General features: G+C 30.4%; 22 protein-coding genes. 16 read left to right on the top strand and 6 right to left on the bottom strand.

Translation table 11 applies throughout. The features are described from left to right. Positions 1 to 49: 49 nt before the first annotated feature. Genes AC2GW8_RS14830 through AC2GW8_RS14820 form a run of 3 tightly spaced genes read right to left on the bottom strand, consistent with a single transcriptional unit; the run spans position 50 to position 8,658 of the window. Positions 50 to 6,400, bottom strand: coding sequence for a rhoptry family protein (locus tag AC2GW8_RS14830; RefSeq protein ID WP_440880658.1), 6,351 nt, complete (start codon positions 6,398 to 6,400; stop codon positions 50 to 52). 9 nt (positions 6,401 to 6,409) lie between these two features. After that, positions 6,410 to 8,053, bottom strand: a complete 1,644-nt coding sequence (locus tag AC2GW8_RS14825) for a hypothetical protein (RefSeq protein WP_440880657.1) — start codon at positions 8,051 to 8,053, stop codon at positions 6,410 to 6,412. Positions 8,054 to 8,067: 14 nt separating this feature from the next. Then, a complete protein-coding gene (locus AC2GW8_RS14820) occupies positions 8,068 to 8,658 on the bottom strand; it encodes a hypothetical protein (protein WP_440880656.1) in 591 nt (196 codons plus the stop codon). Between the two features lie 104 nt (positions 8,659 to 8,762). Here AC2GW8_RS14820 and AC2GW8_RS14815 point away from each other — a divergent pair, with 104 nt between their 5' ends. The 16 genes from AC2GW8_RS14815 (at position 8,763) to AC2GW8_RS14740 (ending at position 17,528) form a co-directional block, all read left to right on the top strand. After that, positions 8,763 to 9,176, top strand: a complete 414-nt coding sequence (locus AC2GW8_RS14815; RefSeq protein ID WP_440880655.1) for a hypothetical protein — start codon at positions 8,763 to 8,765, stop codon at positions 9,174 to 9,176. A 285-nt stretch (positions 9,177 to 9,461) separates the two neighbouring features. Further along, positions 9,462 to 9,677: a hypothetical protein gene (locus AC2GW8_RS14810; protein WP_440880654.1), complete on the top strand. Its 216-nt coding sequence runs from the start codon at positions 9,462 to 9,464 to the stop codon at positions 9,675 to 9,677. Positions 9,678 to 9,691: 14 nt separating this feature from the next. Further along, a complete protein-coding gene (locus tag AC2GW8_RS14805; protein ID WP_440880653.1) occupies positions 9,692 to 9,898 on the top strand; it encodes a hypothetical protein in 207 nt (68 codons plus the stop codon). A 25-nt stretch (positions 9,899 to 9,923) separates the two neighbouring features. After that, positions 9,924 to 10,439, top strand: a complete 516-nt coding sequence (locus AC2GW8_RS14800; RefSeq protein WP_440880652.1) for a hypothetical protein — start codon at positions 9,924 to 9,926, stop codon at positions 10,437 to 10,439. Between the two features lie 16 nt (positions 10,440 to 10,455). After that, on the top strand, positions 10,456 to 10,734 hold the full coding sequence (locus tag AC2GW8_RS14795) for a hypothetical protein (RefSeq protein WP_440880651.1): 279 nt from the start codon (positions 10,456 to 10,458) through the stop codon (positions 10,732 to 10,734). Next, entirely contained in the window at positions 10,734 to 10,877 is a 144-nt protein-coding gene (locus AC2GW8_RS14790; protein ID WP_440880650.1) for a hypothetical protein, read from the top strand. Before AC2GW8_RS14795 ends, AC2GW8_RS14790 begins: the two co-directional genes overlap by 1 nt. 89 nt (positions 10,878 to 10,966) lie before the next feature. Beyond that, a complete protein-coding gene (locus AC2GW8_RS14785) occupies positions 10,967 to 11,131 on the top strand; it encodes a hypothetical protein (protein ID WP_440880649.1) in 165 nt (54 codons plus the stop codon). A gap of 49 nt (positions 11,132 to 11,180) precedes the next feature. After that, positions 11,181 to 12,230, top strand: a complete 1,050-nt coding sequence (locus tag AC2GW8_RS14780; RefSeq protein ID WP_440880648.1) for a nucleoid-associated protein — start codon at positions 11,181 to 11,183, stop codon at positions 12,228 to 12,230. Positions 12,231 to 12,270: 40 nt separating this feature from the next. After that, a complete protein-coding gene (locus AC2GW8_RS14775; protein ID WP_440880647.1) occupies positions 12,271 to 12,501 on the top strand; it encodes a hypothetical protein in 231 nt (76 codons plus the stop codon). 69 nt (positions 12,502 to 12,570) lie between these two features. Continuing rightward, entirely contained in the window at positions 12,571 to 12,711 is a 141-nt protein-coding gene (locus AC2GW8_RS14770; RefSeq protein WP_440880646.1) for a hypothetical protein, read from the top strand. A gap of 25 nt (positions 12,712 to 12,736) precedes the next feature. Continuing rightward, positions 12,737 to 12,967, top strand: a complete 231-nt coding sequence (locus AC2GW8_RS14765) for a hypothetical protein (RefSeq protein WP_440880645.1) — start codon at positions 12,737 to 12,739, stop codon at positions 12,965 to 12,967. A gap of 39 nt (positions 12,968 to 13,006) precedes the next feature. Continuing rightward, complete coding sequence (locus tag AC2GW8_RS14760) at positions 13,007 to 13,270, top strand: hypothetical protein (RefSeq protein ID WP_440880644.1); 264 nt, start codon at positions 13,007 to 13,009, stop codon at positions 13,268 to 13,270. 94 nt (positions 13,271 to 13,364) lie between these two features. After that, positions 13,365 to 14,090: a hypothetical protein gene (locus AC2GW8_RS14755; RefSeq protein ID WP_440880643.1), complete on the top strand. Its 726-nt coding sequence runs from the start codon at positions 13,365 to 13,367 to the stop codon at positions 14,088 to 14,090. A gap of 361 nt (positions 14,091 to 14,451) precedes the next feature. Further along, on the top strand, positions 14,452 to 15,141 hold the full coding sequence (locus AC2GW8_RS14750; RefSeq protein WP_440880642.1) for an NUDIX hydrolase: 690 nt from the start codon (positions 14,452 to 14,454) through the stop codon (positions 15,139 to 15,141). A gap of 65 nt (positions 15,142 to 15,206) precedes the next feature. Further along, entirely contained in the window at positions 15,207 to 16,049 is an 843-nt protein-coding gene (gene prs, locus AC2GW8_RS14745; protein ID WP_440880641.1) for a ribose-phosphate diphosphokinase, read from the top strand. Positions 16,050 to 16,055: 6 nt separating this feature from the next. Beyond that, positions 16,056 to 17,528: a nicotinate phosphoribosyltransferase gene (locus AC2GW8_RS14740; RefSeq protein ID WP_440880640.1), complete on the top strand. Its 1,473-nt coding sequence runs from the start codon at positions 16,056 to 16,058 to the stop codon at positions 17,526 to 17,528. Positions 17,529 to 17,738: 210 nt separating this feature from the next. Here the strand turns inward: AC2GW8_RS14740 and AC2GW8_RS14735 are convergent, their stop codons facing one another. The 3 genes from AC2GW8_RS14735 to AC2GW8_RS14725 are packed head-to-tail and all read right to left on the bottom strand — an operon-like array spanning position 17,739 to position 23,118. Next, the gene (locus AC2GW8_RS14735; RefSeq protein WP_440880639.1) at positions 17,739 to 21,608 is read right to left on the bottom strand and encodes a hypothetical protein; all 3,870 of its coding nucleotides are present in this window, start codon (positions 21,606 to 21,608) and stop codon (positions 17,739 to 17,741) included. A gap of 2 nt (positions 21,609 to 21,610) precedes the next feature. After that, the gene (locus AC2GW8_RS14730; protein ID WP_440880638.1) at positions 21,611 to 22,432 is read right to left on the bottom strand and encodes a hypothetical protein; all 822 of its coding nucleotides are present in this window, start codon (positions 22,430 to 22,432) and stop codon (positions 21,611 to 21,613) included. After that, positions 22,432 to 23,118 carry a hypothetical protein gene (locus AC2GW8_RS14725; RefSeq protein WP_440880637.1) on the bottom strand — a complete coding sequence of 229 codons (687 nt, stop codon included), beginning with the start codon at positions 23,116 to 23,118 and terminating at the stop codon, positions 22,432 to 22,434. Before AC2GW8_RS14725 ends, AC2GW8_RS14730 begins: the two co-directional genes overlap by 1 nt. Positions 23,119 to 23,188: the final 70 nt, after the last annotated feature.

Raw genomic sequence — 23,188 nt, 5'->3', positions numbered from 1 at the left:
AAAACTCGGAAAAAGCAATTCCGAGTTTTATTTTTTTGAAATAAACTTCCTAGTTGTATCCTATTTTTTTTATCTCGTTATCTTTCAAACTACTATTCTCTTTTAGTTCCTTTGGTGCGTTTAAAAACTTCATTAAATTTTCTTGGTTATAATCCCCACCTAGAATCATATTTTCAACACCATCATAAATATTCTTAAAAGTATCAGCATTTATAGATTTCGTTTTTAAATAGCCTTTTAATAATTCAAAAAGCACATTCTCATTAAACTCTCCGGAATCTTTATACTCTTTTTTTATATCATTAAATATCGTTTCCATTTCAGAAAAAATAATTGAAGATTGATAATTCCAATTCTTATCTAAAACAGCATTATTGTAGCCCCATTTTAAAACATCACTTAGAATAAAAACACCATCAAATAACCCAAGTAACCCTGCTCTTGTAATCTCATCTACGTCATCATCATCCCAATCTGTTAAAACACCAGGAACACCGCTAGCTACATACTGCCATAACATCGGCAATAAATGAGTATAGAGTAATACATTCTCTAAATCTTTGAAAGTATCTCCTTCTTTTGAAACCCTTTTAAAAGCTATTCGAGAGGCTTTTGAATTATTTATTCCTTTATTGATTTGCTCTTCTTTATAGTTTTTATACCGTCTGAGTATGTTATTACTATTTGCCGAAATTCTTCTAAAATAACTAAATTGTGAGTTTTTAAAAGGAACAAACAAACTTGTTAAAACTCCTTTTCCGTGCTGTATAATACTCAAATCGGATGCATCAGACGACTGTTGAGATAATTTAAAACTAATCTCAAAATCTCTAATTGCTTTTTTATGCGCTTCCTTTTTACTTAATCCTTTTTTAATATATTTTTTATGTTGTTGATCATAATAAACTTTTCCTCCTGTACTAATTGTTATTGCATCAATAAACTTATTCGGTGTAATTCCTAATTGAGCTATTTTTTTCAACGTCTTTTGATAAAATGAATTAGATTTTTGAGAAAATAAATTATCTATAAACTCATCACCAATACTCCCTCTACTTATTCTATCACTAAAATGTTGCGAGTTTTTCTTTAAGAATTTATAAGATTTTAATACTGAAGCAGGGTTCAAACTTATAAGCATTTTAGAACCAAAAGCAATTTTACCAACAAAAGGTAGCCGAATTTGATGCCCATTAAGCCCAATATGAACGTCATTTGCTTTTTCTGTATAGGCAGGCATTGAAAGAAACTGTTTCAATGCTGTATAACCTTTATAACCGATATACCCCGCTGCAATAGCTGAATTAAATTTATATATCTTATTTTCCCATACATGGGACCTTATCTCTGAAACATCGCCTATAACTGCTTTACTTAACTTAGTGAAATCATTAAAAGACTGCTCATCTAAGGTTTTTAAATTTCTTCTTACATTCTTATTTGATAACACCGCGTTTAGGTCTTTTGTAAACCTTCCATAATGATGAAACCTTTCCATTGATTTTAGATAACCATCAAAAACATCAAAAGCATTCGTAGTGGTATCAATTTCAATTTTATTTTTTACTCTGTTTTTTAAATGACCATTTGAGACGTTGGGTAAAGTAAAATTACTTCCTCCTAAATCAACTTTAATTGTTAAATCCTCCTCGCGATACTTTAAAGGAAAATAACCTTCCTCGAAATTCAAATCAGTTCGTAAAAGATCATTGTAAGTTTTATTGTACTTTTTATACTTGTCTTTCAAATAATCTGTCATAAACTCACTCAACTTAACATATTTTTCTCCTAGAAATTTATTAAGATTTTCAAAAGCAATTTCATCCCACCCTTGCTTGGTTAGCTTATCCTTTCCGGTTTCCATTTTTGAAACGAGATGTATGTATAAAGCTTGACCAATAGAGAGTTCTTGCGAAACTTTTTGCCTTTCTCCATCTACAATTAATTTTATATCTGTTTGTTTAATTTCATTAATCGTTTTGTCATATTTATGAGTTCGAATAAGAGAGTTTAACTTTTTTCCTAAAATCTTTTCAAAAGCAACTCTAACATCCTCTCTGATCTGCTTTTGATCTTTCTTAAAGTTTGCATCTAGCTGAACAACTCCATTTTCACCAGAATAAAAATATTTATAAATATCTCCTTCTCCATGATTATGAACTTGATCAAAATACCCTAAAAGATACTCGAAAGAGTTTGTAACCGGTTGAGTAAAGAAAGCATTTATATTTTTTCTTTTCCCTGTAATTTTTCCAAGAATAGATGTTTTTCTTTTTTCTAGTTCCGTAGCTTTTTTATTATTGCTTTTTACATCATTCCATTTATGATTGGTAGCTTCTGTAAAAGTATCTGTTATGCCTTTTAATCTTTGTGATTCTTCTATTAGCAATTCTTTTAACTTATATTTTCCCTCGTTAAGTAAAGCTTCTAAATCATTAAATACAGTTTCTTTCAAATAGGTTGCTATTTGTACCGCTTCAGAGTTTTCTTTGTTATTTTTCTTGTTCTCTATCTTCTTGGTATCCTTAAAAAGTTTTTCAGCTTCTTTTATTTTTAAAACTGTCTCTACTGCAACTTTCTCGTTTAGAATTTTATCGGAGATGTCTCCATCATTAATTCTTTCATCTAGTTCAATACTTCGGTTATAATTTGAATCCACACTTTCATCTAACTTCCTAAGTATATAATTAAACAATTTTCGAGTATCATTATCGACAATAGCCGCTTTCTGTTTTCCTTGAATAGATTTTGTAAACTTTTTGGGGTATTTTAATAAGGTAGAAACTTTTTTATCGATGTTTTTGTATTCCGCCAAAGAAATAGTGTAGCCTACCTTTTCAGCCAAAGCGTCTACTCTTTTAAAAGAATTAGCCTTATTCATTCTGTTCAAAATCAAAGAAATATCTGTTTTAGTAAAATTAGATATTGTCTCAGAATTGATCCTTTCTTTTATGTTTTTGATAAGGTCTTTTTTATACCCCTGAACGTCAGCATGCTTTTTTCTTAATCTTCTAGTAGTATCTTTAAGTTTTTCAGCTCGTATGTCTGATTTTTTCTTCTCTCTTTTAACAACATCATCAATAACTTTGTTTAAGTTGTTGAAGACGTTTCTCTCGTCTTTTAAAACATTAAGAACCTTGCTTTGTTCTTCTTTATTTAAGTTTTTATACCAATCAGTAGAAGTAACATATTTACGTCCAGCCTCAAGAATATCGAATCCAGTTTTTGCAGTCTTAACAGCTAATCTCATGGCCTGAATCATACCTCTAGCTACCACCACAGGCATATTCATACCTAAAGTTTCTGACCCGGCTTTTTTTAGATAATCATCAATTTCTTTTAACTTTTTATCCCAAGTTTCAAGAGTATGTGTTATTCCTCCTCTGTCTTTTTCTCCGTTCTCTTTAGAGACTCTAACTTCTCCTTCAGTTTCGGGTCCTTCTTTTGTTTCTGAAGTAAGTCCAGTTTCAACTTCTGAATCATTCCTTTGCTGTGTGTTTGCTTTGTCATAATAATAATCTTTATTAAAATCTAAATACTCATTAGCCAATGCTAAAACTTCCTCGTCGCTTAAATTATCAATTAAATGAGAATCATTCTCTTTTTTAAGCTTCTGGTTAATTGCCATTTCCAAATACTTGTCATTAGCTGGTAAACCTGTTAGTTCACTAAACTTATTCTCAAGTGGTTTGAAATGCTCATTTTTTAATTTCCGATAAACCTCTTCTTTACCATTTGGGTTATCAACTATGAAGTCAATAATATCTTGTGAAGATATTTCTATATTGTGGTCCTCTGATAACTCTTCACTTAAAGTATCAATTGCTTTACCATCTTTCCTTAAGTAAGATTTTGCTAGAGATTTATTTATTAAATTTTCATCGCCAAATTTAATGAATTGATCCCTACTAATAACCCCTATATTTTCAGCTATTATTCTTTGTTTGTAATCAATATTGTTTTCAATAAAACTTGTATTTCTTATAGATAATAAGCTTTCCGCTATTTCTCCAGGATTGAATGAACTTTGAGCTATGCTTTTATGATAATCCTCATTTTCAATTATATTCGCCGTCTCTCCTATCGTAAAATCAAATCCTTCGGCATACTTATCTCTTACTTTCCTATATGTAGGTTGACTAATTGATTCATTATTAGCACCAGTTATAGACAAACCTTCTTCATTAAAAACAACATTATATGATTTCCCTTTCTCTGAAAGTTTTATAGTTGATGCTTTATTTGAAATCTTTACCGAATCAGAATCTAATTTCTTCTCGGTTATTGGTGAACTTAGAATTTCTTTTTGCTCATTCTCTAATCTTTGAAAATCTTCCTTTGCATCTTTTAAAAGAATCTTCTGAACATTTTCAGAAATTTGTTTATTGCCCTTTATTTTGTCTGATTCTTCTACTAATTGTTCTTTTTTAGTTTCTTTCTTCAGAATTTCACTATAATTATTATCTGTTAAATTAGATACCGTTTCACTTACCTCTTTGAAGTTATCTTTCAGACTGATTTTCTTTTGATCTACTTTACTTTTTAGCTTCTCTTTAATTTCTTCAGGTAAATTATCCGATTCATTTAGCTCCTTCTCCAAAACAGAAATTTCATTGATAATGGAATTTAATTTTGACTCTTTATTTAAAAAAGGCTTTATTGTCTCTTTGAGTAACTTAGTTCCATGCGCTCCGCTTGATAAACTAACACCTAAAACACCTGCTGACGCTATTGCGTCTTTTAAACCATCACTTAAATGAACTTCTTTTTTTCCAAGTGCATATCGATCTAAGACATTTTGAAAAAACTGTGTTCCTCCTTCCTCTGTCATTTCAGCAGAAATCATCTTGAAAGAATCTTTTGCATACTCTTTGGCCCTATTAAACATTCCTTGAGCAATTGATTTTCGTTCAACTGCTGAAGCCGACTTAATAATTCTTCCAGCGTTCTTCATTACTGATAAATCCACTAAAGAACCTACCGCTTCCGCACTACCATAAGCGAAAGGAACCAACATTTTTTCAATATTTCCATATCCACCCTCTTCCGTCATTTCAGCATACTTGCTACCGACACTAGATGCACCAATATAACTTACACCTCCTACTCCTGTTGAAGTAATCGCTAAAATTGGTAACTGTTGAGCTATTACAGTATTCATGAACCAATCTCCAAAGTCTCCCATTGAACTGATTTGTTCAACACTCATAGGTCTTTTGATTCCTTTTCTTATGTTATCAGCGTCTTCTTTAAAATAATTAGCTCCTTTTAATAAAGTCTCCGAAACAGGATCATAAGAATTAATTCCTGTACCAGCAAGTTCTTTCATATCGTTTAGATAAGCCAAACCTGCAATACCACCCCCAATTAAATCAGCAGTCGTGGCCCGCACATTTTCTGTTAAATTTTTAAAAAAGCTATAATCTCTTTTAAATAAATCAAGATTATCATCTACGTTTCCGATTTGATCTCGGTTCTCTGAATATTTAACAAAGTTATCTTTAACCTCGTTTAATGTTTGAAGATATTCTTTGTTCTTCTCTACCAACTCACTTTTAATATGTTGAGAATCCCCCTCATGCTTCTTTCTTTCTCCTATATTTTTTATATCATTGACAACTCCTTCTAGTTTTCCTCGTAATAACTCTTGCTCTGTTAAAAGCCTTTTATCCTCTCTATTAAAACTTTTTCTTTCGAAGTTTTGATAAACAGCTAACAATGTTTTTTCTGTTTCTGGAATATTTTCTAGATAATCCTGTTTCTTCTTCTCCTCTTTTGACCTTTCTCTTTTTAGAAGCTCTAATTCCTTAGCTTTCGTGTTTATCTCTTCCTCTGAATATTGTTCTAATTGTTTACTATCTTTAAGATGCTTTACAACTTCTTCTTTAGATCGAGCTAAAGGACTAATGTCTGCTTTTAAACCTTCCTCATCAAATATATCATTCCATAAACTCTTTGCTTTATTCTTTAAAGTATTCCAAATACCTTTACCCTCAATGTCTTTTTGCAATTCTGCATTTATGATATTTTTTTCTTCAGAGGTTAATTGAGTCGCTTGTTTGTACTTGTCTATTGATTCACTGTAACTAGGGACATTCTCTTTCATTAACCTATGGTTCCTTTCTTGCTCGGATTCATGCTTATTGACTGCTCCATTTTTAGTTAAATAATGCGTTTTTGATTTTTCAGTAATATCTCCAAAATACTCATCATGAAAAGAGTTAAAATTTTTGCCATTAGTTAAAGAGTTGTCTTTTAAAAACATAAAAAGTTTGTTAGACGCTTCTTTATTTGTTCCGTATTTTACTTCAAACTCTTTAAAAGAGGATTTTGTTAGGTTGTTTTGCGACAAAAACTTATATAATTTTTCTCTTTTAGGCGGATCTATATTATCTGTCATAAATACTATTTAAAAACCTCCTTCTGGAAGATGAGTTTTATTAAAACTTTGTTGTTTTGATTTAACATCCTTTTTTTCTTCATCATCCTTTTTTTGAGTAGTAAGTGCCTCCCAATGGTTTTCTATATATTCTTTTAGTGAATTCATTCCGTCTTCGGTATCTACATTTTCAAATTTTTTACCATTAATTGAAATGTTATTTTTAAACCACCCCCCCAAGTCTTTAACATTTATAATTCCTAATTTTGCAAGTTTCTTAGTTAATTCACCTGATTTTGAAGTCTTCCCAAGTTTATTGCTTATTTCTAATTTTGTGATTCCTTTTTTCTCGTTCTTTTTATATTCTACCTCCGAAACCCCTTTTCTATACTCCTCTTCTCTGCTATCTGGATCGTCATTAGGTCTGATCATTTTTAAAATTTTAGCTACCGCACTTTTTTTGTCAGCCGTATCAATAACTTTTAGGTTTTGATCATTTAATCTTAAAACAATTTTTCCGTCTGAATAATCAACTTCTCTTATATAAACATCTTTACCATCGCTTCCCTGCTCTTCTAGTTTTTGATTTTCTAAAGACTTTAAATAGGTGTCATCACCAACTAAAATGCCATCCACTGTCGTTTTTAAACTATTACTAGGCTTATCTTTTTTATTGTACTTGGTCCAAGCTAAAGAGTTTTTACTTCTAGCATTCTTTGCACTATGATTTGTTGTTTCAAAGTCTTTAGATTTATAAAGGTTTCTAAAATCTTGTTCCAATTCACCTATAATACCTTCGTATATTTCAGGATTTTCTTGAACCTGTCTAGGTGTATATCCTTTTTGATATAAAAAAGACTTTCCTTGATTAGTTAGAGAATTAACATCCGTTCCTAAAACTTCTCGATACTTATTCTTAACATCCTCTGTATGAGATAAATTATAACCTAACTTTTCTTTTGTTGTAAAAGTTCCATCATCATTCTTCGTGTGCTTTTCTGCAAATTGTTTTTTAAGCTCTGTGTTAAAATTATTTAAATTGAAATCAGCCTCCCAAACTCCGAAATTATTTATATCTGAAAGAGATTCTAATGAAAGTTCATCTGGTAACCCATCGCCATCTAAATCAACGTTACCTTTGTTTAATATTCGAACATTACCATAATCGCCAATTTCAAATTCAACTTCTCCATTATTAATGCGATCCATATTAGTTAAATAACCTTCATTTAGTTTTTTACTAATCTTTCCACTTGCAATGCCTTCTGCTAACTTTTTATTGTAGCCTAAAATGGCATTCTTTATCCCCGCAATTCTTTGTACTTGCTGTTCTATATTGGTTTTAATAGCTATGGCATTGGTATTACCAGGGTCTGATTCTAATGTTTCCTGAGCTTCAGCATACTTGTCAATTAAGCCACCTTCTTTTCTAAATGCATCATTTAAGGAATGTTCAAAATGTAAGTATTTTGTAGATTTTCCACTATTGATTCCTTTAAGCTCCGAAGCTTTTTTATTTAAAGCCCTTTCTTTTTTTTTATTTTCTAAATCTAATCTTGCCTGATCTTCTTTTTTCTTTTGATCATTAAGTTTCTCTTGAACCAAGATAGTATCTGAAAGATCATTGTTAGGCTTAGAAAGTCTTTGCCAAGTAGCTCCTTGTCCAGTATTCATTTTATGCTTTTTAATTAAAAAGAAAGAGCTGGTAACTCAAAATTCAATTCATGACTATCCATTCCTCCAAACATTCCTCTTTCAAAATTATTTGAAGAGTTTCCTCCAAAATTCATTTGTCTTCCAATACTACCTAATGAAGAAATTCCTGTCTTAATTCCATTCCAAACCGAATGTTGCCCTACATCATACATTTGTCCATAACCAGCAAGTTCATTCTGATATCTATTTTCTTCAAATCTATTTCGTTTTTCTTCATATGATGCAATCGCATAATCTCTCTTAATCATTTGAGAATCTATATCCCTCATTGCTTCTTGATTAATCTGATTATTCATTGAAACTATTTTGGGTAATGCACTTAACATGTTCCTAGCCCCAGAACCTTGAAGTGAATTTAAAATATTAGCTGTCCTTCTTTGACCTTCTTCTATTATTAAATCACTCCCCATTGTGCTTATGCGAACATCTTCATATGGATTTTTTAATTCAGGTATTTCCAAATTAGCTATCGCCTCTTTTGCTTTTGCCTTTTGCTGTTCTCCATCGTAGATAGAATACGCTGCTGATGTTGCTCCTAGCACTGCTGATGTAACTGCTGCCATATAATTCTGATTTATTACAAATATAATTATAATAAATAAAAAGAATACAAAAAGAAAACAAATGAAGTGTAAAAGTATTAGTTTAGCATCTCAAAAGAATAGATTTGGAATTAGGACTAGAAATAAGAAATACAAAAATCACAGATTACGAAGAATTGAAATCATGGTGGAAATGGCACCGTTTCCCTATACCGAGTATCGATCTTTTAGACAACTTAAAATACGGGCTAATAGTCAGTTTCGGAGATGAAAATATTTGTGCGGGTTTCATCTATTTTACAAACGCAAAAGCATATGGTATGATGGAGTTTATTGTTTCAACCCATAAGGTTAAAAATAAAGAAATAAGAAAAAATGCCATAGAATTCTTGATTAACACAATAAAAGAAATAGCAAAATCTAAAGGTGTAAAGTATATCTACTCTAGTCTTAGAAATGAAAACTTATTAAAACATTATGAGATATGTGGATTTATAAGTGGGTCTAAAAATACAACTGAGGTTGTCTGTAAACTTTGAACTTAAAAGAAGGTTATTCTTTTTAAAAATATTTTGGCTCGGGCAGAGCCAATGTACGCTAACGTGGTGCATTAGTACGTGTGTTGTGCAAGAATCCTCCCCGCTTTAGGCAGGAGAGTGTCAATAATAGAGGTACAGTCAAGAAGCAATCGCGCGATGTGAAAGGCTAGAGTATAACGAAAGTGAGGCAAACCAAAAACAAAAAGCAAGAAATTGTGTAAGTGAAGCTAAACCAACATCGAATAGTAAACGCTCTACCTCTTTTAAATCTAATTTATCTATATCATGAAAAAACCACAAATAATAGAAATATATACCGATAATGGAGCATTAAGTCATTATGCATTGATTGATACAAATACGGGAGAAAAGCTTTGGAGTCAAAACCCTGAAGAATTTAAATCTATGGGGTTTCCTGTTAAGTTTAGCTACTTAGAGGAAAACATAAATGGAGATTATCATAGATGTAAATCTAAATCTAGCAAGTTTATAATGAATTAAAAAAACTGTTGAAAATGAATAACACGAGAAGTTTAACTAAACGAAATAATCACAACTTTTTTTGGATTGAAGATAATATTGTTTACGAATCATACGATACGACAAGGGGGCTAAGACACATGCCAATAGCAAATGTTATAATGGAAGACAAAAACTTTTTGACTGAAGAAGATATCAAGCATGTCAATGATATTCTAGAAGCAAACTATGTCGAACCATAAAATAACTTAATAAAAACGATACGAAATGAAAAAACGAGACTTAACAAATTTTTTAGATTCTATAGCTGGTAGCATAGAACAGAAAGAAATCAATTTATTCAAGTCAATAATTGAGTCAAGTGAAATTACCAACTTTAAAGATCACGAGGAATTTTTCCATGGCGTTTTATACCCATTTGACCAATTCATAAGAGGGTTCGTAAAAAGTAAAATCGCTAATAATGAAGACGTAGTTTTCATCATTAAAAATCAAAACTACATAGAGCACAATTACGCCCGAATAATAGAACAAAAAGAAGGTAGTCCTTGTAGTGCGGATAAATCACGAACCATAATAAAATGTCTTTTAGACTACTACAAAAGCGGACAAGAAATAAATTTCAACTATGAACAAGAATACACCTACCATTTACCAAAAGAAGTATTTAAAACCCACGACCACATTATTAAATTTTACGAAGGTTTAAAACATTTGTGGTATGGGAATAACAGAAAATACTTAGAAGCTCTTCTGATAATAAACGAATCACTAAAACAGTAATTGAATAAACAATAAAATGAGTAAAAATTCAACAGAAAAACAAGAGGTTATTTATCAATATCAATTAAAAATAATAGCAGCTCTACAAGAGGGATGTTTTGATGAGGACAGCGATAATCATATTTCATTTAGTGAAATGAAAGAAAGCGAAACATTACCGGAGTTTTTTCATGTATTGGCTAATTGTGTGCCAACATTTTTTTATGCCGAGTACGTAGATGATAAAGTAAACTTTTTAGATTTTAATCATATCGCTAACAAGTTGTGCTTTCAATTTTCAAATAAAAAGAAATAATGAAAATAATAGTAATAGTAGTAGCAATAATATTGATCAACGTTTTTGGGGCTTCAGAAAAACCATATACACATGAAGAATGGGACGAAGAATGCATAAAGATGTTAAAAAAATATGGACCAGTCCCGGAAGATGAAGAATAATTAAAGTCTGTAATAAAGTAAAAATCAATTTGAACTGTAGAAATTATGACTTAGCAAGAAAAAATAAAAAAAGAATGGATAAATAAACGATGATAATAAGTCAAAAAGATAAACCTTCAGTATTAGGTTGTAAGCACAATAATACATCGATAGTCATAATTGCGGGTTTTGCTGAATGGGAAGAAACGGAGCTCATTTGTGTTGATTGCAGAAAAAAAATATCCAAACCTGATAAAACCATCATTTCAATTTAGAAATGTTTGCCTTGTAAAAACATTTTAATAATCACCAAAATAAAAAAGTATGATAAAAAGAACGAGATCAGAATTAAATAAGTGTATTGTACACAAAGTCGCTAATAAATTTAATACAGGAAAAAATTCACTTTCGGAACAATTAATAAAATTTGATGAAAAAAGCTATGAATTATTTCTTCCTTTTCTTTTAAAACCTTTTAGCTCTGTTACACAAAGCTATCGTTTTAACCATCGATTTGATAATAGTCTAAACAAGATGAATAAGTATTCAATAGAGATTTTTAAGGAAGAAGATTCTTTTATTGAACATTCTAAAAACATCGTAAATCATTTGTATGAACAATCAAACTCAGCTAACATAAAAACGGGTGATGTAATTGTTGCTTATTTTGATGGACTCGAATATAGAGATGTTTTAGTTGAAGCTATAGGTGTGTTTAAAATTGAGAGTAAGGTAGATTTTTTCCAAACATATTTAGATGATGAAGAGAGTTATGATGTAGCTGTTCAAAAAGGAATTTCATCAAAAAAACTTGATAAAGGATGCCTTATTTTAAATTCCTCAGATGTTGAAGGAAATGTGGTTTTATCAGTAGATAATAATAATTATGATACTCAATACTGGATTAAAAATTTCTTAGATGTAAAGTATGCTAATGATAGAAACTTACACACTTACAATTATATAAACTTATGTAAAGAATTTTCAGAAGAAGTAATTAAACTGGAATTCGGAAAGCATGAACAAAGTAAATTCTTAGCAAATACGGTAGATTATTTTAAAGAAAATGAGAGTATTGATATTGCGGATTTTCAAGAACAAACTCTTCTTGATAAACAAAAAAATCTGTTTAAAGAATATATAGATAATTTCCAAAAATCAAATGACCTACAAATAGAAGATAAATTCGAAGTTTCTGATCTCGTATTTAAAAAGGAGAAATCTAAATTAAAAACAGAGATCAAATTAGATACCAAAATTCAAATTAAAATTGATGTCGATTCACCAGATGCTTCCGCAGAATATTTAGAGAGGGGTTTCGATGAGAGTAAAAAAATGAAGTTTTATAAGGTTTTCTTCAATTCAGAAAAGTAACATCTAATCAATTAATAATTGAAATCAAAATCAATACTGAATGAAGAAAAGAGAATTAGAATTACTAAAGCATCATCAAGAATTAAAAGACAGTTTAGATATCAGCGTAAAAATTGCTTATCAGCAAGTTTTTAAAATTACAGTTGAAGACTTAATTAAAAAAAGAAATGCCCCTTCAAATAAAGTAAGACAAAGTTTTGATGATGTTCTTAAATATTATTTAGGAGAAGAGGATTTTAAGAAAATTGTAATAGAGCAAAAACCAATTTAAATTGTAGTTAGTATGTCAAGAGATATAATTTTAAGAATGTAAAAAGATGAATTTGAAGCATTTTTTGCAATGGCTGAAGAAAACGCTATTAGTATTGGTGGTTCAGGAGATGGAGATGATGATCCTTTTGGAGATATCAATACAGAAAGAGTCAAAATAATTAATAAGATGTTGAGATACAACAGAAGAAAAGAACAAATCGAATATTAAAAGTTGTGTAGTAAAAATAGAAACTATGAAATTTCACAAAAACACAGAATATCCGCAAGTTTCAAAAGCAGATGAAAATTATTCTGTTGATGTTATTACATCAAATCCTGATGGTTTTTTAAATATCGGCTTCTATCATTTCAAAGATAAGGAATGGCAATTTCATACAGATACTTTAACCGATCCTTATGAAAATGGTATGCTCCAACCCTTTGTTTGGTGGTATCCTCCAACAGAAAGAATAGAACAATTTTAAGACAGTAGCATTTCCGCAAGTAAATAAAATATAAATACAATGAAATCAATTAAAATTTTAGCAATAATCTTAGTCACTACACTAACCTCCTGTACAGAAAAACAAAGATCTAGATCATTTGGGGGACAATTTGAAGTCAAATTGCCAAAAGGTCAAAAACTGATTGAAGCAACTTGGAAAGGAAAAGATTTGTGGTACCTGACAAGACAAAGAAGAGAAGGTGAACCGATAGAGCGATATCTTTTTAAAGAAGAATCTTCATTTGGGGTCATGGAAGGTTCAGTAATATTCAAAGAACTGTAGCTATTTAGCTATCAAAGAAATTGCACACAAGATCCCTTTGATGGGTGGAAAGCAATATAAGTAAACATTTAACCTGTAATAAAAACGATACGAAATGGAAGAAAGAAAAATCAATTTCAGAATAAACGATGATCCTACTTTGGTAGTAGATAAAGACGGAAATTTAGCGAATAAATTAGAAAAACTATATGGTTATATACACTTAAACCTAGCCTCTTGCTTCGAGCAACTTAAAGAAGGAAAGTTAACGGAAGGAATGAAAGAAACACATTTATCTCTAACTGAAAGTTACACCATAGATTTTTTAAAGGAAGCTAATTATGATAGCATACTGGCTAAAGAAAAAGAAAAAAGACTTTCAGAAATTAGGTCTTTAAATGATGAGAACAGAGAATTGAGAAAAAAATTAGGTGAAAAGGTGTCAAACGAAGATGCCAGAGAAAAAATGAAAAACCTTTCAGAATCGGTAAAAAAATGGTGGAATATTTTTGGTTTTGGTCATACTTCTAAAATTGGATATGGTCAGAACGGTCATATGGAAATAGTTTTTTCTGGTATGATTAGCGAAGGTTATTATGCTAAACCTGATAGGATTACTAAAGAAAGAAAACTAAAATATTTAATTGATTTAGGTTTTTCTTTTAATGAAGATGAGTGTGTTATAATCTCAGATGAAAATATAAACAGGTTAATAAGGTTGATTAATTCAAAATATCCTAGTGCGATGATGAAAGAATTGACTTGTGACTTTTATTCCAAACATAAAACGCTTCGAGATATAAAAGTATCAATTACTAACCTTGAGGATATATCTAATTAATTGTAGCTATTAGCTATCAAAGAAATTGCACACAAGATCCCTTTGATGGGTGGAAAGCAATACAAGTAAACATTTATCGGGAAGTTTCGCGCAAATGCTTTTTGTACCGATGTTTTAACTAAGGAGCTAATGACACAAGATGAATTGAACGAATTGCCAGACTTTGATGGCTTTTAAATCTGTAGTATGAAAACAACATTTTTTACAATAATGATTTTTAAGGTAATCGGTTTTTTAGCAGGAAGATACCAAAGTAAAAACAATCAAAAACAGTAAAATTTAAGATATGGAGAAAATCCTACGAAATATCTAACAAGCTTTTGAAAAAAACTTCCGTACATTTGTGTAAATTCAACACAAAATGAAAATTCCTCAAAATATAAAGGTTGCAGTAGATGCTGTTGTATTCGGATATTCAGAGAACAAACTACAAATATTACTCATTCAACAAAAATTTGGAATTGAAAAAAATAAATGGGCTTTACCTGGAGGTTTTGTAAGAGATAACGAAACACTTGACCAAGCAGTTATTAGAGAACTGAAAGAGGAAACAGGAGTAAAAGCAAATTATTTGGAGCAATTATATACGTTTGGGAACTTAGATAGAGACAAAAGAGATAGGATTATTTCAATATCATATTTAGCACTATTGAACCCTAAAAACTTTACTATAAAAGCTGATACAGATGCAAAAGATGTAAAGTGGTTTAGTATAAGTGAAGTACCTAACTTAGCTTTTGACCATAACAAAATACTTCTAACAGGATTAACCCGATTACAAAATAAAATCAACTACCAACCTATCGGATTTGAATTATTAAAAAAAGAATTTCCCTTTTCCGACATAGAAAATCTATATCAAACAATACTAAATAGAAAAATTGACAGGAGAAACTTCAGAAAAAAACTTTTAAGTTTTGGTTTTTTAGAAGAAACCGAAAAAATATATAAGCCAGTAAGTGGACGTCCTGCTAAGCTATTTCAATTTAATCAAAAAAAATATAAAGAGTTAGAAAGTAATGGTTTCCATTTCGAAATTAAGTTTGCGTAAAAAAAACACAAAATAATTTTGCAGAGGAAATAAAAACATTTAGATTTGTGTAAAAATAACGCAATATGATTTTAAACTTAGACAAAGATTTTAAACCTTACGATAATCAAAAAGAAATTGAATTTGAGTACTTCACATTTTCAGGGGGAGAACCACACATAAAAATCAAGTCAAATCTTGAAGCTGTAAAAGAAGTAAACATTAGTCATCGAGTAAAATCATTTAATGATATAGGAATACTATTTCTATCTGTGAATGCCTTAAGAAATATAGGTATAAAAACAATCAACTTGTTTTTACCTTATTTTCCAGCAGCAAGACAAGACAGATTAATGGTTACGGGAGAAGCCCTCTCGGTTAAAGTATATGCTGACTTGATAAACAATCAAAACTTTAACTCTGTTACAATATTTGACCCACACTCAGAAGTTACACCTGCCCTATTAAATAACTGTAAAGTAATTGAAAACTATAAATTCATAGAAAAAGTTACAAAGCAATTACCAAAGGACTTATTATTAATATCACCAGACGGAGGTGCTTTAAAAAAAATTTATAAAGTAGCCGAGTATCTTAAAGATTATGAGGTAGTTGAATGTTCTAAATCACGAGATGTTAAAAATGGTAAACTATCTGGATTTAAAGTCTATTCAGATGATTTAAAAGGAAAAGATTGCTTAATTGTAGATGATATTTGTGATGGAGGAGGAACATTTTTAGGCCTTGCAAATGAATTAAAAGAAAAGAATGCAGGAAAATTATACTTAGCTATTAGTCACGGAATATTTAGTAAAGGATTTGAAGAAATAGATAAATATTTTGATAAAACATTTACTACCGATTCTTTTAAAACAATTGAAAAAGAAACAAAATTTGAACAAATTAATATTTTAGAAATTATTAAATAAAACACTATGAATCCATTATTATATACAGACGGCTACAAGGTAGACCACAGAAGACAGTACCCTAATCAAACAACATTAGTTTATTCTAATTGGACACCAAGAAAAAGTAGAATTGAAGGTATAGATAGCGTTGTGTTTTTTGGATTACAATATTTTATAAAAAGATACATCATTCAAGATTTTCAAAATAATTTCTTTAATCAACCAAAAGAAGTAGTTTGTACTAAATATAGTAGACGTATCAATAACTATTTAGGCGAAAATTCAGTAGGAATAAAACATATTGAAGATTTACACGATTTAGGATATATTCCTATGGTAATTAAAGCACTGCCAGAAGGGGTTTCTGTACCAATTAGAGTTCCTATGTTTACAATGTATAATACTTTACCCGATTTTTTCTGGTTAACTAATTATTTTGAAACATTGTTATCTACTACAGTTTGGATGCCTTGTAATTCGGCAACTATCGCTAAACAATATCGAATGATATTAGATAAATACGCAAACGAAACATCATCTATTCCTGAGTTTGTAGATTGGCAAGGTCACGATTTTTCAATGAGGGGAATGGCTGGTTTAGAAGCAGCAACAATTAGTTCAGCAGGACATCTCTTAAGTTTTACAGGAACAGATACAATTCCTACAATAGATTTTTTTGAAGAATATTACAACGCTAATTCAGACAATGAGTTAATTGGTGGTTCAGTTGCAGCTACGGAACACTCTGTAATGTGTATGGGAACAAATACTGGTGAGCAAGAAACATTTAAACGTCTAATTACAGAAGTATATCCAAACGGAATAGTTTCAATAGTATCTGATACTTGGGATTTATGGAAAGTTTTAAAAGAGTATTTACCAAATCTAAAAAATGAAGTATTGGCTCGTGATGGAAAAGTCGTAGTTAGACCAGATAGTGGTGATCCTGTAGATATTATTTGTGGTAATCCTAATGGGAAAAGTATAGAAGAGAAAAAAGGTGTTATAGAATTACTCTGGGAAACATTTGGAGGAAATACAAATCAAAAAGGTTTTAAAGAGTTAGATAGTCATATTGGAGCTATTTATGGTGATAGTATTACATTAGATAGAGCAACGCAAATTTGTGAACGTTTAAAACAAAAAGGTTTTGCTTCTACCAATGTTGTTTTAGGTATTGGTTCTTTCACATACCAATACAATACTAGAGATACCTTTGGTTTTGCTATGAAAGCAACATATGGAGAGGTTAAAGGTCTTGGTCGTGAGATTTTTAAAGACCCAATAACTGATGATGGAACAAAAAAATCTGCCAAAGGACTTCTAAAAATAGAACTGGAAAATGAAGAATATAAACTCTATGACCAAGTTAGTTGGGAAGAAGAAAAACAAGGAGAATTAAAAGAGGTTTTCAAAGATGGGAAAATCCTAATTGAAGAAAAATTAAGTGAAATAAGAGACCGTATACGCGAAAACGTTTTACGACAATGTATATAAAACACATAATAGGGCGTTTGGGTGCTAAGCTCAAACGTCTTTTCTTATTTACAAAGTCCACTAAACATAAAATTTTCCATTTAAAACGGAAAATATTTTTATTTAGCTAAATGCAAAACTGAAGCGAAAATACGTGTCTACTGCCCTACGTCTCATATGCTAAACGTTGAAAAACATACTTACCGCATAACACTTTTATTTAGGTGTTTTTTATTTTATGTAAGAAGGAACAACTTCAGTACTTACAGAAAATAATTCATTTGCTTCTCTTGAATTATCTGATAACTCAATTTCAATAAAGTACCCTCTTATATCTCCACCTTCAATTCGATTATTTTTCTTTGATAAATAAAACCAATTCAAATTCATCGGCTTGCTATTGTCAATAGAAATCGTATTAGAGCTTATATCTAAAATTCTTCCAAGAGAATTAACTTTATTACCATCATCTATAAAACAAAGAATATCACCAACACTTACATTGGGTGGTACTTCATGGAATTGTAACTTATTCTTATTGATTTTTATTGCGGTACCAAAACCTTGTGAACTTCCGTATAGGTTTTCTAGGCTCTCATCTTTGAAGAAATGTGTGTACCAACGTGATCCTCTTTTATGAAATTCAGATGATTTTAGATGTCCTTTTGATAAGTTTGTTTTAAACCTAACAGACCAGCTATCATAAGCATCTTGTATGAGTGTTTTATAAATAATATCAGTTTTTGAAAAATCATTTAAAACAGTAGTTACTTTTGATTCATATTGAACACCGTAAAAATTATTATACCCTGCTCCTTTAGCGTTTTGCTCCCATAACTGACCATTTTTAAATGTATAAAAGTTATTACTCATTCGTAAGGCCCAATCTGGTAAAAACGAATGAAAGGAAGTAAACCCTTTTACCTTTTCATCAAAAGTAAGTGTTTGATTATTTAAACATAAAGTTAATTGGTTATAATGTGGATCATAAGCCAATAAATTCTTTAAATTATTACTGTTTTTAAAATAATCTCTAAACCAATTAGTCATTCCTTTATTAGAAATTACCTCAATACCACTTTGCCCCTTTCTTAAAACTACTCCTCTTTTTCTATCAGTCCAATATCTATAATTACCAAAAGAAACTAAGCTCTCAGGATTTTTACTAATTCCGAACTCTCCTACATATGCTTTTACACTTCCTAGCAATAAATCGCTCTTAGCCACATTCGAATTCCCATCTTCATTATAGAGTGTGGTCTTACCATATTGAACTTGGTGTACTTTATCTTCTTGCCAAACATCTAAATCGGTATTATATGCCATTATTGTCTGAATCTCTCCATATTTATCATCCAAGTCTTTAAAGTTCAATGTAGATAAATTAAACTCGTTTAAGCCGTTGTAGTTTAAACTTTGATCGTAAGGCTTACTATATGTCAATCCAGATATTTTAATATTCTCCCTATAATCGTCTATTGGCGAAGATGGTCTAGTTTTAATTGACATTTCTTTTGCGTTAAACTGATCTTTAATTTTATAGCTTTCAAAACCATTTCCCCAAGAGAAACAGTTAAAAAAAGGAAGGTTTAAAACGACGTGGCTATTTGCAGTTTGCGATGTATCGGAATCATCAAAACCAAGGTGAAACCCTTGATCAATTTTATAGGTTCTTTCTGTCTCGTAAAATACATCAGAGTTCTCTTCTACTGGGTCAGTCTCGAAAATAACTCTGTTTTTGAATTGCTTAATCTCAATAATGAATCTAATACGAGTTGAATCATCCCTCCCTCCATCCTCATACCCAAGGGACTTAATTAACAAATTCATAGTTCCTGTTTTTCCATCAGAACTGATATTAACATATCTTTCTGGGTCTTTTACACCATGAGTCCCCACATCTCCTCTTCTAAAAAAAAATCGATTAGATGCGATTCCCTTTTTTGCAAAATCTATATCGATTTTATCTCCATAAAACCATTCCTCTAAGTTTTCATAACTAGTTGTCGATATGTAATGAAAATAGAGTTTTTGATTCTTATTGTTGTATTCTTCATAGATTATATCAATAATAGAGCCTGTTTCAATCCAATCATCTTCTAACCCCCTATAAACAGCTAATGACCTTCCTGTCCAATCATCATGTGCTGTTCTCCATGATTTAGCTCTCAAGACCCATTCGTCATTATAAACATGCCCTATTTCATTCTCAAATTTCAAAGAAATACCATCAGCAACTGGGACCTCAATATCTGACTCAATTTCTTGCTCTTCAACTATAATCTCATTATTATATTCTACTATAAATTTATCTTTTGTGGTATTGCCATCCCCCTGAAAAGTTATTTTTATATGGAAGCTTTTATCTGAATTTCCAAAATAATCACCAGAAATAGTAAGGTCATTTAAAGAACTAATTCCGTAAAAAATTGGAGGCTGTATCACGTTTCTATTATTCTTTATGGGAAAATAGGGTCTCGTACTCCATTCAAAACCATTAAAATAATACCTATTCAAATCCTCTAAGTCCAAACTAAATTTTTCAGGTTTAATCTTCATATATAAACCAGGTAATTGCTTAAACTCTGCTGTGCCTGTTGTATCTAAAAAGTTTTTGTCCTTTTTTACTACTTCAATTACTTTTACCTTAATTATATCGTCTAATACTTTTCTTGTATCAGATTTCACATTTAAGTACTGACCCTCGACCACTGCATCCTTTTGATTCCCTTCTAATTTAACCCATACAAAACTATTTTCTTCATAAAAGATATTAGGTACAATGGTATGATATCCAAGTTTATTCTGTTTAATATAGACTCTATAGTATTTAGCAAAATATGGAGCTTTGTTTTTTATTTTTAAAACCAAGCTATTTTTATTTTTGGTATTTAAGTGTTCAATATAAGTAGTATTGTTTTCACTTACCAAAGGTGTTGTCTGCCTTCCGTAACTATCTAAATAAGCGATAGCAACTTCATAATCTCTATTTGTTTTACAACTTTCAGCTACACCAGAAAAAGGAACATTATTTTGGCCCAATTCTAAGTCAATATAAATTTGCTCTCCGTTCTGATTAACCAAATTATAATTCTCGGTATAATTCGCAAAAATGAGTGTATTGTTAATTAGCTCCAATGCTTTAGCCTTCAATGGTAAAGCGTCGAATAATCTATAAATTTCTTCTTCAGGGAGGCTTCTAGTTATTTTATTCTTCGAAAAGGACGTTTTATAATCTGTATCATCACTCCATCCTTTGTTTTTCTTATTAAAATTATCTACTAGGTAAATAATATTTTTTCCACATTCAATAAAAACAACCTCGATGGCCTTAACATTCTTGCTCCCTGAATTAAACTCTATCTCTACTTCATTAAATGAGTTTATCATGCTTTTATTAGTAGAAGTATAGTAATCATATTCAAACACTTTTGGTCTAAAACATACTCTACTGAAAGGAGATAATGGACTATACTCTCCATCACGGTAAACATAACGATAAGCAAACCTTAAAAACTTTTCTTCTAAATTGTTTTCTCGACTTGAATTTAATTTTAGTGAAATTTTAGGTCCAAATATGGGGGGCCGTTTAATTAAGATAATATCATCCAAATCAAAGCCGTTTTCAATAAAAGTTTTAGCTCTTTCAATATTTATAAATAACGGTTGGTTATAGTTGTCCGTTATCAAAAGGAACTTAGAATTATTATCAGTATCTATAAGTATTCTGGATGATGTTATAAGATACTCCTCTTTAAAGTTCAATACATTTTGAAGTCTTGTGTCTTTTAAAACAAATTGAGTTTCTTTATTTATAATATCATACTCTATAATAAAGCTTCCTAAAGAACTTTTTACAAACCAATAAAGGCTTTCATTGAATTCATCCGAAACACCACCGATAGTCTTTATATCTGATCCTAATTCTAAACTTGTTAGTTGTTTATTACTTAAACTTTTTTCAATAGCTCCGACATCGCTACCTTCACTATTTATTACACGAATATTTAAACCGTTTCTTATTTCTCCTTTTCTTAATAAACGTTCGTCAACATCCTTATTCATTCGTGCTGAAACAAAATTATTAGATATTCTAGACATAATTAAAAATTAGAATTTCTTGCCTTTCTAGCAATCTCGATTAAATTAAACTTTGATCTTTTTAGTTTCGCTTGATGCTGGCTAGACTTTAGTTTATTCGAAGCTCTTATTTTTTCTGATTGAGAAACATTTCTTTTGAATTGTATTAAATCAAAATAAACCCAATCAATGAGAACATTAAGTATTTCTTTATGAACCTTTATTTCTTCTTCTCCATAGGTGTCATATGATAATCCATCAGAAAAATATTCCAAAACAATTGGTTTATCATATAAATCACTACTAAATACGATCTCTTTATCTGTCACACTATATTCTCCATTTCGACTGTACTGTTTTGCGTCCCCTCCACAATGAAAAACATATTTTTTATAAGGTATATTCTGAGCATTATATGCGTCAGCCTTTAGTACATATCCATCTTTGTCAAACAAAATTTCATGTTTATGGTCCTGCAAGTAAGCTATGGCCGTGTGCATGTTATTGTTTTTGTCTAAAGGAAATAATCTGTATGACTCACTAAGCTGATCATAAAGTAAAACGCTAAGTCTAGCCAACGAAACAAAATCGTGTGGCAATGCTATTCTCAAGCTTTCGGGAACATGAATTTCCATTAGTTTTACTTCGTTCAATTTATTCAAGGTCAAATCTGATATGCCAGCCTTTATCGAAGCTATAATCTGTGAACGTTTTATGTGTTTTAAAAGGCTGTCATCATCCAAAGAGATTCTCTCAAAATGCTGAACAACTTTTTGCAATGTTACATATTGATAGCTACCATGTAAATCTTCTTTATTGTGATATTGAAATGGAGTAAGTTTCATTAGTTCGCGATTTCTTTATTAAACATATTCTGTTCTTCATTTTGAGCAATTGCGGTAATATCTTTATCCTTTAAGTTTATCCCTAGCTTTTGAAGGACTCTTATAAGTAATTCATACTTCTGAGAAGAATGAATATCTACATCAGAAAAATCACTTTTCGAAGGGTCGAATAGTGCTACACCGTTAAACTCCCTGTAGGTCCATTTAGCTAGTTTTGGTTCTCTCAAATAAAACAATTCTACAGAGCTTTTAGGTTCTGGAAATATTTGTACGCTGTTGCCATCTCTTAATCCTATTGGATAGCTATTGCTTGCATTATCTTTGTTTAACAGAAATGCTCTTTTATCCTTGCATAGCTCAACTTCATTGGCTCCAACATAAATTAAATCAACATATCTTAGATTAAGCGGAAGCTGAATAGTATTCTTAATTAATGGTGCATTTTCTTTATTAAGATAGTGTTGAATTCGATCTCTTATTTTTTGAGTAGTGTTCTCAGTAAGTGTACTAACTAATCCTCTATTTTGCCTATTTATAGACCTATTTACATCAAAAAACATTTCTTCATATAACTCTTGAACTGATGAGTTAATAAATCCGTCTATGCTTTCTGGTTTTGCGTTTCCAACACTATCTGTATTGGACCATTCCTTTACTAGCCTATGAATTGAATTAACAGAAACCATTTAATTATTTTCAAACAAATATAATTATAATTTAATTCTTTTCTAATACTTATCAAATACAAAAAGCCCT

The sequence above is a fragment of the Tenacibaculum profundi genome, from assembly GCF_057162725.1.
This window is presented reverse-complemented; position numbering and strand designations above follow the sequence as displayed.

Bases quoted from the DNA above. Each gene is read 5' to 3' on its own strand.
- AC2GW8_RS14830 (WP_440880658.1), bottom strand. From the start codon at position 6,400: ATGACAGATAATATAGATCCGCCTAAAAGAGAAAAATTATATAAGTTT.
- AC2GW8_RS14775 (WP_440880647.1), top strand. From the start codon at position 12,271: ATGAAGAAAAGAGAATTAGAATTACTAAAGCATCATCAAGAATTAAAA.
- AC2GW8_RS14735 (WP_440880639.1), bottom strand. From the start codon at position 21,608: ATGTCTAGAATATCTAATAATTTTGTTTCAGCACGAATGAATAAGGAT.
- AC2GW8_RS14740 (WP_440880640.1), top strand. From the start codon at position 16,056: ATGAATCCATTATTATATACAGACGGCTACAAGGTAGACCACAGAAGA.
- AC2GW8_RS14765 (WP_440880645.1), top strand. From the start codon at position 12,737: ATGAAATTTCACAAAAACACAGAATATCCGCAAGTTTCAAAAGCAGAT.
- AC2GW8_RS14790 (WP_440880650.1), top strand. From the start codon at position 10,734: ATGAAAATAATAGTAATAGTAGTAGCAATAATATTGATCAACGTTTTT.
- AC2GW8_RS14785 (WP_440880649.1), top strand. From the start codon at position 10,967: ATGATAATAAGTCAAAAAGATAAACCTTCAGTATTAGGTTGTAAGCAC.
- AC2GW8_RS14800 (WP_440880652.1), top strand. From the start codon at position 9,924: ATGAAAAAACGAGACTTAACAAATTTTTTAGATTCTATAGCTGGTAGC.
- AC2GW8_RS14755 (WP_440880643.1), top strand. From the start codon at position 13,365: ATGGAAGAAAGAAAAATCAATTTCAGAATAAACGATGATCCTACTTTG.
- AC2GW8_RS14770 (WP_440880646.1), top strand. From the start codon at position 12,571: ATGGCTGAAGAAAACGCTATTAGTATTGGTGGTTCAGGAGATGGAGAT.
- AC2GW8_RS14760 (WP_440880644.1), top strand. From the start codon at position 13,007: ATGAAATCAATTAAAATTTTAGCAATAATCTTAGTCACTACACTAACC.
- AC2GW8_RS14820 (WP_440880656.1), bottom strand. From the start codon at position 8,658: ATGGCAGCAGTTACATCAGCAGTGCTAGGAGCAACATCAGCAGCGTAT.
- AC2GW8_RS14805 (WP_440880653.1), top strand. From the start codon at position 9,692: ATGAATAACACGAGAAGTTTAACTAAACGAAATAATCACAACTTTTTT.
- AC2GW8_RS14780 (WP_440880648.1), top strand. From the start codon at position 11,181: ATGATAAAAAGAACGAGATCAGAATTAAATAAGTGTATTGTACACAAA.
- AC2GW8_RS14810 (WP_440880654.1), top strand. From the start codon at position 9,462: ATGAAAAAACCACAAATAATAGAAATATATACCGATAATGGAGCATTA.
- AC2GW8_RS14750 (WP_440880642.1), top strand. From the start codon at position 14,452: ATGAAAATTCCTCAAAATATAAAGGTTGCAGTAGATGCTGTTGTATTC.
- AC2GW8_RS14795 (WP_440880651.1), top strand. From the start codon at position 10,456: ATGAGTAAAAATTCAACAGAAAAACAAGAGGTTATTTATCAATATCAA.
- prs (WP_440880641.1), top strand. From the start codon at position 15,207: ATGATTTTAAACTTAGACAAAGATTTTAAACCTTACGATAATCAAAAA.
- AC2GW8_RS14730 (WP_440880638.1), bottom strand. From the start codon at position 22,432: ATGAAACTTACTCCATTTCAATATCACAATAAAGAAGATTTACATGGT.
- AC2GW8_RS14725 (WP_440880637.1), bottom strand. From the start codon at position 23,118: ATGGTTTCTGTTAATTCAATTCATAGGCTAGTAAAGGAATGGTCCAAT.
- AC2GW8_RS14825 (WP_440880657.1), bottom strand. From the start codon at position 8,053: ATGAATACTGGACAAGGAGCTACTTGGCAAAGACTTTCTAAGCCTAAC.